The organism is Pseudomonas sp. A-RE-19 (assembly GCF_019956555.1).
In the GTDB taxonomy this organism is placed as follows: domain Bacteria; phylum Pseudomonadota; class Gammaproteobacteria; order Pseudomonadales; family Pseudomonadaceae; genus Aquipseudomonas.
This window is the reverse complement of the sequence record NZ_JAHBDQ010000027.1, coordinates 44,314-57,215: the sequence shown is the minus strand read 5'-3', so window position 1 is coordinate 57,215 and position 12,902 is coordinate 44,314. Positions and strand designations below refer to the sequence as shown.

The following is a 12,902-nucleotide window of genomic DNA, read 5'->3' as shown; positions in this document are numbered from 1 at the left end:
AGGACTACCGCACCAGGCACGGCCGCTTGTTATCGAATTTCCACCCCGGAATCAGAAACTGCATCGCCACGCTGTCATCCCGCGCGCCCAGTCCCATGCCTTTGTACAGCTCATGAGCCTTGGCCAGTTGATCGATGTCCAGCTCAACCCCCAGGCCAGGTTTTTTCGGCACCTGCACGCAACCGTCGACGATTTGCAGCGGCGCCTTGGTCAGGCGTTGGCCGTCCTGCCAGATCCAGTGGGTGTCGATGGCGGTGATCTCACCCGGCGCGGCGGCCGCGACGTGGGTGAACATGGCCAGGGAAATATCGAAGTGGTTGTTGGAATGCGAACCCCAGGTCAGGCCCCACTCGTGGCACATCTGCGCGACCCGAACCGAACCCTGCATGGTCCAGAAGTGCGGGTCGGCGAGGGGAATGTCCACGGACTGCAACTGAATCGCGTGGCCCATTTCCCGCCAGTCGGTGGCGATCATGTTGGTCGCGGTTTTCAGGCCTGTGGCGCGACGGAACTCGGCCATGACTTCCCGGCCCGAATAGCCATTCTCCGCACCGCACGGGTCTTCGGCGTACGCGAGAACGTGATGCTGATCCCGGCACAGGCGGATCGCTTCCTTGAGCGACCAGGCGCCATTCGGATCAAGGGTGATGCGTGCGTGGGGAAAGCGTTCGGCGAGGGCGGTGACGGCTTCGATTTCTTCATCGCCACTCAACACGCCGCCCTTGAGTTTGAAGTCCTTGAAGCCATAACGAGTGTGGGCGGCTTCGGCCAGGCGCACCACGGCGTCGGCGTTCATGGCTTTTTCATGACGCACACGGAACCAGTCGTTGTCGGCGTCCGGTTCGCTGCGGTAGGCCAGATCGGTTTCGTTGCGATCACCGACATAAAACAGATAACCGAGCATCTTCACTTCATCGCGCTGCTGACCTTCGCCGAGCAGGGCGGCGACTGGCACATCCAGGTGCTGACCGAGCAAATCGAGCAGGGCGGCTTCCAGGCCGGTGACCGCGTGAATGGTAATGCGCAGGTCGAAGGTCTGCAGGCCGCGACCGCCGGCATCGCGATCGGCAAAGGTCTGGCGCACCTGATTGAGAATCTTCTGGTACGTACCGATCGGGCTGCCGACCACCAGTGCGCGCGCGTCTTCCAGCGTCTGGCGAATGCGCTCGCCACCTGGCACTTCACCGACGCCGGTGTGGCCGGCGTTGTCCTTGAGGATCACGATGTTGCGGGTGAAAAACGGGCCGTGGGCGCCGCTCAGGTTGAGCAGCATGCCATCGTGGCCGGCCACCGGCACAACCTGCATGCTGGTGATGATCGGGGCTTTTGCGGCTTCTTGTGCGTTCATTTTTATGTCCTTGAAAAGCAGGTGTTCAGGCGTGACGGGGAGCAGGTTTGCCCAGGGCAACGGCCGGGGCAGGTTTCGGTTTATTGCGCGCCGCGAAGACGATGATCGCGGCGATGATCGAAGTGGCGGCCAGGCCGTAGAGCCCGCCCTGAATCGACCCGGTGTGTTCTTCCAGCAGGCCGAAGGTGGTCGGTGCAACGAAGCCGCCGAGGTTGCCCACCGAGTTGATCAGTGCGATCACGCCTGCAGCGATCCGTGCATCCAGGTAGGCCTGGGGAATCGGCCAGAACAGCGACGATGCCGACTTGAAGCCCAGCGCCGCGAAGCAGATGGCCACAAAGGCGAAGATCGGCCCGCCCGTGGTGGACATGAACATTCCGGCAGCCGCGATCAACAGCGCAGCGGCGACCCAAGCCTGCTGGTGTTTCCATTTGGCCGACAGCGAGGCGAAGGCGTACATGCCGACGATCGACAGCAACCACGGAATCGAGTTGAACAAACCGACCTGAATGTCGCTCAGGTCGCCCATTTTCTTGATGATGCTCGGCAACCAGAAGGTCGCGGCATAGATGGTCAACTGGATGAAGAAATAGATCAGGCAGAACAGGATGATCTGGCGATCCTTGAGCAGTGTGCCCAGCGACGGTTTGATCGGCGTCGCGGCTTCGCGGGCCAGTTGTTCGTCATCGATGGCGTTGACCAGCGCGTCCTGCTCAGGAAGGGTCAGCCATTTGGCGTCGTGAGGCTTGGAGTCCAGCCAGAACCAGACGAACACGCACAGCCCGACCGAGAACAGGCCTTCAATGAAATACATCCACTGCCAGCCATGCATGCCAAAACCGCTGATTTGCAGCAGCAACCCGGACAGCGGACCGGAGATCAGCGAAGCAATCGCCGAACCGCTGAGGAAGATCGCAATCGCCTTGCCGCGTTCGACGCCGGGCAACCAGCGGGTGAAGTAATAAATCACTCCGGGGAAGAAACCGGCTTCGGCCACGCCCAGCAGAAAACGCAGGATGTAGAAGTGGGTTTCGTTCTGGATGAAGGCCATGCAGGCGGCTACCACCCCCCAGGTCAGCATGATGCGGGTCAGCCAGATTCGCGCGCCGACTTTTTGCAGGAGGATGTTGGAGGGGACTTCGAACAGCGCGTAACCGATGAAGAACAGACCGGCACCGAGGCCGTAGGCGGCAGCACCAATCCCTAAGTCATGTTCCATGTGGGCGCGGACGAAGCCGATGTTCACGCGGTCGATGTAGTTGACGATGAACATGATCACGAACAGCGGCAGGACGTGGCGTTTCACTTTTGAGATGGCGGATTGCAGGACCGAATCGGTGCCATCGTTCATCCCGGGTATGGATGTATTCACTTCTTTTTCTCCCACTCGTTATTTTTATGCGGGGTTTAGCTGGGTGCTGCGTTGTTGATAGACATCATACAACTAGGTTTTTTTGTCCTACAAGTGCTGTCTCTCAACAAAATGGTGCTAGGTGGGAGGGTTTTTATTCGTTTTCCGGGTTTTTGTGGCGTATTTGTTGGGTTGTGTCGGGGTTTGTTCAGTCGATGATTTTTTCTTTATTGCGACAGGACGCTTGGGTTCGATAGTTTAAATCCTCTGTTTCGGTGTGTTGATTGAGTGTTGTCATACAAGTTGAGCGCCGTTTGATCGAAAATCCGGTCACCGGGAAGCGAGCGCAGTGCTACGATCCGAATAGCCCTGCTTTACGGATAATCACCATGCAAGAAGACCTCGATGCACCTGCCCGCAAACGTTCCCACAACCTGGCCCATGACCTGGTGGCCGAGCTGACGCAGAGCATCCTGCTGGGGCAGATGCTGCCGGGGGACAAGCTGCCTTCGGAGAACACCATTGTTCAGAAACATGGCGTCAGCCGCACGGTGGTGCGCGAGGCGATTTCGAAATTACAGGCTTCGGGGCTGGTGGAAACCCGTCATGGCATCGGCACCTTTGTCCTCGAGCGTGCACCCGATCAAGGGCTAAGGCTCAATGTCGATACCGCACTGGGCGTGCGCAGTATTCTGGAGTTGCGCATGGGCCTGGAAACCCAGGCCGCCGCACTGGCAGCGGTTCGTCGCACAGACCAGCAGTTGGCGCAGATGCGCGAAGCGCTGGACGACTACCAACGTTTGCTGACCAACAACGACAGCTGCGTCGAGGCGGACAAACGCTTCCACCTGCTGATCGCCGAAGCCACCGGCAACGTGTGCTTCACCGAGATCATGCAGCACCTGGGCAGCGCCATGATCCCCCGGACCCGCGTCAATGCCGCCGAGCGCGGGTCGGCGGACTTGAGCAAGCTGGGGCAACTCGCCAACCTTGAACACGAGGCGATTCTCAACGCTATCAAGCGCCAGGACCCGGATGCGGCGCGGGCGGCGATGTGGTTGCACCTGACTAACAGTCGTGACCGCTTTTCGGCTGATCGGTAGTCGCCGTTGATCTGCTCGATAGCACCCCGTTTGCGGGCTCGTTTCCAACCTGGACGGCCCAGATTCGCGATTGGCCTACCGCAACGAGCGATAGGCAATGGGGTCGATGTAAGCCGACTGCAGGTCCCGTTCCGGGATTTCCCAGATGATTTGCTTTGGCGGCGTTTCCTTGTAGGCCGGGTTGTTGAGGTAGCTGTTTGCCGCGCCAGAGAACGCTCCGCCGTCCTTGGCGAAGTTACCCACGGGGGCGCCCAGTGCCTGCTGCACAAACCCTGCGAAGTTGGAGTTGCGTGAGAATGAGGTGCCGATGAGCGCGGTGTTGGGGAGGTCGGCATCGCCAAAGAGGTCGGCCTCAGTGTCAGGGCTGTCGGCTGATGCAACGGGAAGTTCGTGGGTGCTGGTTTGGGCGACCATTTCGGGTGCGGGTTGCCATTTGAGCGGTAGCCAGTCGATGCCCGCCAGATGGACCAGATCGCCAGGTCGCACTGCGAGCGGAGCATGACTTTCGTTGAACGACCTGCGTGGCGTTGCGCTGATGCCCAGGGTGTTCAGGCGCTGCGCGATGGCATCGGCCGCCGCCTTCGCGCCGGATTCGCTCCAGTGCGTATCGGTGCGCAGATAGGCACTGGCCCCCAGTGGCGTCAGCGCACCGGTGAGGTCCAGATTCGCCACGCCCCCCGCATCCAGCTTCGAGGTCCAGGCCTGGATGCGCCCTTCGAGAGCGACGGGGCGGTGCAGTGTGCAACGCTGCTCGGAAGCGATGCGGCTCTTGTCTGGAACGATGACCACCAGCAGGCTGATGTCACGCAGGGAGAGCTGCTGCTTCAGATCAATCACTGCCTGGGCTTTGGCATCGGCATTGCGCTGCGCTTGATGATTGACCTTGAGCTCATCGGCCAAAAATAACCAGTCAGGACAACCCGAGCGAACCCTCGGCCCGGTGTCTCTGAGCAGCAGCCAACTGACACCGCGCTCCAGCTTGGCGAAGGTCGTGGGGAGCTGAGCGTTCGACAGTTCCTTGGCGATCCGATGCGTGATATCGCCGTCAAAAATCTGCGGGGTCGGCACGTTATCGGGTAACAGTGAGATCTGCCCTGAAACGATCAGGCGGCCAGAGGACAGCAGTCCGACGAACAGGAATATCAGCAGCGCCACGCCAGCCAACCGACTGCTGCGTGTCGCCAGATCATCTGTCTGAGTGGGGGGCAGGGTGTGCTTTAGGCTCGTCATCAGAATTGGAAGTACAGGAAGGGTACGGTTTCGCGACTGGCAATCAGTGCGAACGACAGCATGAAACCGGCGATGGGCCAAAGAGCGGCGGTGTAGAACGCAAGGCCGCCCAGTCGTTTCTCACAGTAAGGGCGCAGCAGCGGTGCGATGACACCGAACACACCCAGCAGACCCGCAAAGCCGTGTACCGGGCGCAGGGTTGCGGACAGTTCGTCACCGAGGGCGATGCCCTGCAGGCCGAACTGTCCGGCATACAGGCTCAGCGCGCCATGAAAGTCGGGGGCGCGGAACAGTGTCCAGGCCAGGCAGACGAACAGCAGTGTCAGCCCATGGGAAAGCACCGGCGGTACCGGGGGCAGGGTAGAGCTGTTCCAGACACGGTTCACACACAACGCAATGCCATGGGCACTGCCCCACAGCAGATAATTCCAGCTGTCGCCACCGTGCCAGAGGCCGGCGATGGCCATGATCAGGAACAGGTTGCGATACGTTTTCCAGATGCCGTTGCGATTGCCACCCAGCGAAATATACAGATAGTCACGTAACCAGCTGGACAGCGACAGGTGCCAACGACGCCAGAAGTCCTGGATGCTGTTGGCCAGATACGGACGGTCGAAGTTCTCGGGAAAGTGAAAACCCAGCATCAGTCCCAGCCCAATGGCCATGGCACTGTAGCCGGCGAAGTCGAAGAACAGTTGCAGGGAGTAGGCAAGGCAGCCGATCCAGGCGTCAAAGAAGCTGGGGTTCGGCAAACTGAACGCCACATCGACCAAGGGCGACAGGGTGTCGGCCACCAGGACCTTCATGCACATCCCGACCATGAACCGGCGTGCGCCCAGCGAGAAATTCTGCAGGTTGAAGTAACGTTGATTCAGCTCACGCCGCACCCAGTCATAGCGAATGATGGGGCCGGCGACCGAATGGCCGAACATCGAAATGTAGGTGGCGTAATGGATGAAGCTGCGCTCGACGGGCACGGTGCGGCGGTGCACATCCACCAGATAGGAAATCGCCTGCAAGACGATAAACGACAGCCCGGCCGGCATGATGACCCGCTGCCAGTCCAGCGGCATGGCGCCATACCCGGCGACGGCATCGATCAACGTGCCGGCGACGATATTGGCGTACTTGTACCAGCACAGCACCGCCGTGTTGAGCACGATCAGCATCGTGAGTAGCCGCACGCGGCCCTTGTCTTCTTTCCGCAAGGCGTCAATCAGCAAGCCGCCGGCCCATGCTGTGATCGTCAGCAGCACATGCACTGCGAGAAACCGCGGGCTCAACCAGCCATAGAACAGCCAGCTGCCGATCAGTAACGTGACGTTGCGCCAGGCGGCTGGGCACACTGCATAGGCACACAGAAATAGCGGCAGGAACAACGTCAGAAACTCGAGAGAGGCAAAAACCATGGTGGTGGCGCGATCCGATCAGTGGGCCAGGACGTCAGTCGCGAGCAGCAGGTAAGGGCCCTTTGCGCCAGGTAGCAGCACAACGCTGTAGCGTTCGCCGGCCTTGAGCTGGCCCAGGTCAAGCGGGGCACCGACGTTGGTGTGGGCGCAAACCAGTTGAACCGACAGGCTGACTGGGTTGATCGTTCGGCGTTGCACGCTGCCGTCGGCCACCTCCTTGAACAGGTCGGCGTTTTTCCCCGCAGCGCGCAAACCGGCCTGGGTGCACGCTGGATCGGCGCTGATAAACGCCAGCGAAGCCTTCAAGCTATTGAAGTCGTCGGGTTGCTCACGGATGACGACCTGGCGGATCCCTTGAGCGCTGTCTGGCAAGGCGATCACGCTGGCAAATTCGCCTGCTGCCACCTGGATGTCCAGCGGCTGGCTTTTGCCATTGCGTTCCAGGGTGCCCTTGATCGGCTGATCGGCGGGCACGGGCAGGTAGTCGGACACGGCATTCGAGCCTTCCAGTTTGAGGCTTGCCCGAGAGCCTTCGGCCAGCAGTTGCAACGGTCGGTCGGCGGCGTTGATAAAACGCAGGAAGGCCGAGTCTTGATCCGGGCCCGTCGGGTACAGGGCAATGTCGGCGGCCTGGGCGTGCAGGCTCAGCATCAAGGGCGCGAACAGCGCCCAGCCACGTGCTGGTCGGGTCATTTGCCGGCTCCTGTGCTGCTGACGCGGTCGGCGGGCAGCTTGGCCAACGCACCGCCAATCGCAGTGCCCCATGCCTGATAACCGGCGACGGTGAAGTGCTGCCCGTCGGTGGTGACCCACTGCCCGGGTTTGGAGAACGTCAGCGAATCGATGTAGGTGCAAGGCGCCACGTTCGCGGCCAGAAACTGTGACATCAACTGGGTGCGGGCATCATTCTTCTGGTACATGCCACCGGCTTTGCCCCAGGCCGGGCCTACCCAGGCGCAACGGGTCCCGGTGGCCGCGATGGCCTTGGCCAGGCCGGTGACGCTTTGCCATGCCCAGGCCTTCGGAAACACCGGCTTGTCATAGGACGCCATGGTGTCGCCGATGACCAGTACCACCAGGTCGGGCTTGTCGGCGGCGATCAGGTCCTGAATCGGTGTGGTGGTTGCTTCGCGCCCTTTGATCACGATCTTGTCGTTGCCTTTGCGCTCGGCGCCGCAGTCGACCTTTTTGCTGATCAGCCAGTCGCCGGCGCTGGCACCGCAGGCACCGATGGAATGAACCTGGGCGCCTTGGCGAGTCAGGTTGTCGTGCAGCGGCTCCAGCAAATGGTCCGCGAGGCTCATATGGCTCTCCCCAAGAACAAGGAGAGTCAGGCCGGCAAGGGCAGAAGTGGGCATCGAAAGCTCCAGAATGATCAGTTGGAATAAGGCGAGGTGTACGGGCTGACCGGCAGGCTCATGGGGCCGCTGATCTCCTCGAACTGGTAGCGCAAAGACAAGGCACCGCTGAGTTGTTGGTAGTCGCGGGCGTTGTCCAGGCCCAGATTGGCGCCCAGCAGGAAATTCGACGCGACCTTGTATTCAGCCGCCGCGGCGACGCTGTAGCCGATCCCGGTTTTGTTTTGCCCTTCGTAGCGCAGTCCCGAGGCCGCCTGCAGGGCTTTGTCGTTCGGGAAATAGTCGGCGCTGTCCTGCTCGAAATGCTGCACGCCGACCGAGCCCTTGACTTGATACGTCAAGCGCCCGGTGCGTTGCGCCCAGGTCACCGGCACGCCCAGGGCGAAGAACGTCTGCGGGCTGAAATAGCCGCCGTGGCCATAGGTGAAATAGTCCTGATTGTTGGCGTAGCTCATGCCGGTCATGCTCAGGCCGACGGTCAGCTTGCTGTCCGTCGCATTTTGCAGGTACCAGTACACACCGCTGCCCAGTTCACTGCGGTTGTTGGACTCGACATGGTTGCCCAATAGCTTGTGCCAGGAGGCGTAGCCATAGACGCCGACTTCGTTGTCGTCATAGCTCAACTGGCCACGCCCGCCGTTGGCGCTTACACCGCCCCAGGACTGCCCGCTGCGTTTGTCCGTGGTGCCGGCAAACGAGGTGACGCTGTCAGTCACCGGGCGCCGGGAAACACTCACGCCGTAACGGACGTTAGAGGTGTCGCTCACCGGGCGATCAATGCTGATGCCGCCGGTGGCGGTGGTGTATTTGAAGCCGAGCGGGGTGGTGCCGAGATCGGCTTTGAGCCCATCGGCGGGCCGTTGAATGGCGACGGAAAGGCCGACACCCTCGGCTTTTTGCGAACCGACGCTGCCACTCTGCGCACCGTTACCGAAACGCTGCAGTGCCTCGCCGCTGGCACTGCCGGCGTTCAGCGAGACCGGCGTCACGCGCAGGGCGACGCGGCTTTCATCCAGCGGGATATTGATTTCCAGGGGTGTTTCAATATCGGTCAGTTTGCTCAATCCCGACTCACTGTTGTTACTGCGAATGCTCACGCCCTGGGTGACGTAGGCACTGCGCTCCTGAAGGATTTTATTCAGCGCCAGTTGCGCGGGGCTGATGTCCTCGCTCACCAGTGCTGCGCGCGGCAGCTGCGACTCGAATGCATTGCTCGCCTGCTGCGGCCTTGGCGGGGCGTCGATGCCAAAAGGGGTGTGAGACCTCACGCTGCCCGGCATCCCTTGAGCCGGTGGCGGGATTGCTGCCAGCAAGGTGTCGCGACTGACTTCGTTACGTGAACCCGATACCCCGGCAAAAGGGTTGGGCGCCACCGTCGAACCGGCCAGTTGGCCGCCCTGGCTTCTGCGTTTTTCGCTCTGTTCAATGGCCACCGCTTTGCGCAGCAGATCAGTCGCCGTGCCGGTCTTGCCCATGTTCTGGTAGAGGCGGGCGGCCTCTGTCAGCGTTTGAGGGTTACCGGATTCGGTCTTGAGCAGCTGTTGCAGTGCCTGTTCGGCAAAGGCCGTGTCATGTGCCAACACCGCCGCGTTGGCGGCACCCAACAGCAGTTGCGAGTCGTTTGGCTGACGTTGTAACAGCGGTTTGTAGAGTTCGAGGGCTTTTGCCGTGTCGCTGTTGGCCGAGTACATCCGCGCCAGCGCCGCGACGGCAGCGCTGTCACCGGGACGTTGCGCCAGTGCGGGCGCCAGCGTGTCATAGGCACTGGCCAGATCGCCTCGCTCACGCAGTTGGTCAGCCTGGCGGATGCGATAGAGATAGAGCAGGTCGTCGAAACGCTTGCGAGCCGGCGCGTTCAAGGGCCTGTTCTGAAGGTCGCGCAGAATCTCGTTGACCTGTGCGTCTTCTCCGGTTTTAAGCAGGACAGCGGCGTATTGCAGGATGAAGTCCGCCGAGGGCGCTGTGGTGTTTTGCAACTGGCCGCGCATGAGGGTCAGCGCGCGGGTCGGCTCGCCGATGTCGACATAGGCCGAAGCCAGGCTCGCCGTGCGATCCGGACTGTTGTTGGCCATCGGCTGAATACGATCGAGCAAGGTCAGGGCTTCCTGGCGCTGTCCGCGCTTGCCCAACTCGATCGCCTGGCTGAGTTGCAGGTTGAGGCTGACATCAGCGGCCAGCGCTTCCATGTCCGGGGTGCGCTGGTCGGGGCGCAAGCGTCCCAATGTTGTCTGGGCGGCTTTCCACTCACGCATCTGAACCGACAGCAAGGCGCTGACGTAAAGCGCATCGGCATTGTCGGGGTGGTCCTGGAGCATGGCGTTGATCAGGTCCCGAGCCTTTTGCGGTTCGCCCATCGCCAGGTTCAGACGGGCCAGGGCGAAACGCGTCCAGACGTTGTCCGGCTCAACGCGCAGCGCGTCTTGCAAGGCGTTGCGCGCAGCGGGCAGGTCGTTGCGTTGTTCGGCGAGGGCGGCCAGTTGCGTCGCGCGCAAGGCTTGCAGGCGTGCGGACTGGCCGATCTTTGCCTGTCCGGTGGCGGGCAGGCTGTTGATCAGTTGCAGGGCTTCATCGTTCTTGCCGCTCTTGAGCAGCACATTGACCAGCCCTTCCAGTGCTTGAGGGTCGTCGCGGCGCAGGTTCAATATCTGGCGATAGGTGCGCTGAGCGTCATCGAACTGCCCCGCGCCGGCCTGAATGTCCGCCTGGGCGAGGCGAGCGTCCATCCCGTTTGGATTGAGCCGCAGCGCCTGGTTGACCAAGACCTGTGCCTGGGCTGTCTGGCCTTTGGCCTGGGCGTCGCGGGCCTGCTGCAACGCAGACCAGTAGCGCACTTCGTTCAGCGCAACTTGCCAGTGGCTGCCGTCGTGTTGTCGTGTGGCCTGGCTCAAGAGCTTTTCCGCTTCGGCCAGTCGGTGTTGCTGCTGGCGAACAACCCCAAGGCCGCCCAGCGCGTCAGCATCATCGGGCTGGCTTTTCAAGCGTGCTTGAAAAGCCTGTTCGGCGGTGGCCTGATCGCCTTCTTTGAGCGCCTTCAGCCCGCGCGCGACTTCGGCGGGCGGTTGCCATTCCTTGCTGGCCGTCGTTGCCAGCTGTTGCTTGCCCTTGTTCATCTGCGCCCGGATTTCCATGTCATCCGGATGCGTCTTGAGGTACGCCTCGAACAACGGCACTTGTGCCGGGTTGGGCGGACCGATCCAGGTCAGCGCCAGGCGCCAGCTTTCGTCGGCATCACCGGCAATGTCGGTACGCCGGGTCAGCGCCGCCAGGGCGCGGATGCCCTCGGCACGACTGTCTTCATGGCGGACCAGATGCTTGGCGTAAAACAGCGCGACGATCGAGTCGTTGGGCATTTCCCGTTGCAGGCGCTGAAATCCACCGCGTGCTTCAGCCCAGTCAGCCTGATTGAAGGCAAGGTTGTTGTAGAACTCGCGGCCGATCGTGCCTTGGGGTGGACGGCCATCGAACAGCGAGCGAAACACGGCGGTCGCCTTGTCGCGCTCACCGGCATCGACGAGACGCCGAGCCTCTTCCAGACGCTGCTGGTTCTGCGGTTGGGCCACGCTGATGTCCTGCGCCAATTGCAGTGCCTGCCTGGGCGGTGGCTGGATGGCCTGCAAGCGGGCGAGGTATTGCTGCGCCTGTTGTGGCTTGCCCTGTTGCACACCGATCAAGCCCAGGCCATACAGTGCGTCAACCTGGGCCGGGTCCAGCAGCAGGACTTTCAGCCAGACTTCCGACGCGCGTTGAGGGTTATTGTGCAACTGCCAGTACTGCCCTTGTTCGACGAGTAATGCCTGTGGTGTCGGACTTTGAGCGTGGGCAGCAGCGGCCGTCCATGCGCTCATGACGGCGATGGCTAGCGTGCGGTGGTGCGCGTGCATGCGGTCTCCCAGGAGAGTTTCAGCGTTCCGTCTTCCCGGAATCGGTAATGTTTATCTGCCCAGCCGAGCGCGAACAGGCTAAGCATGAAGTTGTAGTAACGCGGCGCGCCGGCGTCGGCATCAGGCCTGGCCAGCGCCTCGTGCAAGGCGAGTTCCACGCGGCGTCGTTGTTGTTCGGCCAACCCGGGTAGCCCCTTGGTCTCAAGGTAGGGAATCAGTGCCGCCCAGAACCCGAACGGGCTCTGACCCTGAACACTGCCGTGGAGAACCTGGACTGTTTCCGGAGGAGAACCCGTCGCGACCGTGCTGCGGGCCATGCCGCCCAGCCGTTTGAGCAGGAGCGCCACCAGCGGTTCGGAGGTATCACTCATGCCCAGCCAGAGGTACACGCGAATGGCATCGTAGCTGCCCGTGTCGCCGTTGATCGGGTCGTTTACGAAGGCACCCGATTGCGCTGAAGTGCCTTGATAAGCGACCCAGTCAGCGACGAAACCGTGGTGGCTCGATTGGGCAATCATCGTCGCGGCGTTGTTGGCAATCGCTTGCCAGGGCCCGGCGGGTGCTTCCTTGGCCAGCCGCCGTAACAGTGGCAGGGGCAGGTAGCTGGGGTTCAGGCGCCAGAGCGCGTTCGGCTGGACGAAGCCCTGTGGTCCGGGCAATACCATCGGGCCCAGCCCGGGCAGCTTGACGACCAGTTGCGCTTCAATCGTCGCCATCAGGTGCAGGGCGTCCTGGTGATAGTCCGGCCGATGCCACAGGCGCGCGGCTTCGAGCAGGGCGTAGGCGATCCACAGGTCGGCGTCGGCGGCCGAATTGGCGTCTTGCAGGCGCCACTGACCGTCCGTGCCTTGCCCCCATAACCAGCCCGGCAGGCGTGTGGCGGCGGCCGAGCCTGCGAGGTTGGCCGAGGTCCAGCGCCAGAGTTTGTCAAAGCGTGGCTGATCGTTGCCGATCAGCGCGAAGAGCATGCCGTAAGCCTGCCCTTCAGAGGTGCTGTGATTGTTCTCCAGGCTCGATTCCAGAACACGACCGTCGTCTTGAACGAAGCGCGTTGCGTAGGTTTGCCACAGTGGCCAGGCTGGCGACTCACAGGATTTCCCGGCCGCTATCGCAGGCGCCAGCAGGGCAAGCGCAAGCACAGCGCTCAACCTGCGCGCGTTACCGCGCAGGCACTGGCAAAGTGAAACACCTCGGCCGCTCATGGATGACACAGGCATGCGCG

The 12,902-nt window shown here is 61.8% G+C and carries 9 protein-coding genes; 1 reads left to right on the top strand and 8 read right to left on the bottom strand.

Going from position 1 to position 12,902, the window contains the following annotated elements; translation table 11 throughout:
• Window positions 1-4: 4 nt before the first annotated feature.
• Entirely contained in the window at window positions 5-1,348 is a 1,344-nt protein-coding gene (gene gudD / locus KGB14_RS18225; protein ID WP_223488129.1) for a glucarate dehydratase, read from the bottom strand.
• Between the two features lie 25 nt (window positions 1,349-1,373).
• On the bottom strand, window positions 1,374-2,720 hold the full coding sequence (locus KGB14_RS18220) for an MFS transporter (protein WP_223488128.1): 1,347 nt from the start codon (window positions 2,718-2,720) through the stop codon (window positions 1,374-1,376).
• Between the two features lie 368 nt (window positions 2,721-3,088).
• Here KGB14_RS18220 and KGB14_RS18215 point away from each other — a divergent pair, with 368 nt between their 5' ends.
• Entirely contained in the window at window positions 3,089-3,802 is a 714-nt protein-coding gene (locus tag KGB14_RS18215) for a FadR/GntR family transcriptional regulator (RefSeq protein ID WP_223488127.1), read from the top strand.
• 75 nt (window positions 3,803-3,877) lie between these two features.
• On the opposite strand, the gene KGB14_RS18210 is transcribed toward KGB14_RS18215, so the two are convergent.
• The 6 genes from KGB14_RS18210 to bcsZ are packed head-to-tail and all read right to left on the bottom strand — an operon-like array spanning window position 3,878 to window position 12,897.
• Window positions 3,878-5,032, bottom strand: coding sequence for an alginate O-acetyltransferase AlgX-related protein (locus KGB14_RS18210; protein WP_223488126.1), 1,155 nt, complete (start codon window positions 5,030-5,032; stop codon window positions 3,878-3,880).
• Window positions 5,032-6,441: an MBOAT family O-acyltransferase gene (locus KGB14_RS18205; RefSeq protein WP_223488125.1), complete on the bottom strand. Its 1,410-nt coding sequence runs from the start codon at window positions 6,439-6,441 to the stop codon at window positions 5,032-5,034. Before KGB14_RS18205 ends, KGB14_RS18210 begins: the two co-directional genes overlap by 1 nt.
• A gap of 18 nt (window positions 6,442-6,459) precedes the next feature.
• On the bottom strand, window positions 6,460-7,134 hold the full coding sequence (locus KGB14_RS18200; RefSeq protein WP_223488124.1) for an alginate O-acetyltransferase AlgF: 675 nt from the start codon (window positions 7,132-7,134) through the stop codon (window positions 6,460-6,462).
• Entirely contained in the window at window positions 7,131-7,799 is a 669-nt protein-coding gene (locus KGB14_RS18195) for an SGNH/GDSL hydrolase family protein (protein WP_223488123.1), read from the bottom strand. The genes KGB14_RS18200 and KGB14_RS18195 overlap by 4 nt, the downstream gene beginning before the upstream one ends.
• Window positions 7,800-7,816: 17 nt before the next feature.
• Window positions 7,817-11,680 (bottom strand): cellulose biosynthesis protein BcsC, encoded by a 3,864-nt coding sequence (locus KGB14_RS18190; RefSeq protein WP_223488122.1) that lies wholly within the window; start codon window positions 11,678-11,680, stop codon window positions 7,817-7,819.
• A complete protein-coding gene (gene bcsZ, locus KGB14_RS18185) occupies window positions 11,656-12,897 on the bottom strand; it encodes a cellulose synthase complex periplasmic endoglucanase BcsZ (RefSeq protein ID WP_223488121.1) in 1,242 nt (413 codons plus the stop codon). Before bcsZ ends, KGB14_RS18190 begins: the two co-directional genes overlap by 25 nt.
• Window positions 12,898-12,902: the final 5 nt, after the last annotated feature.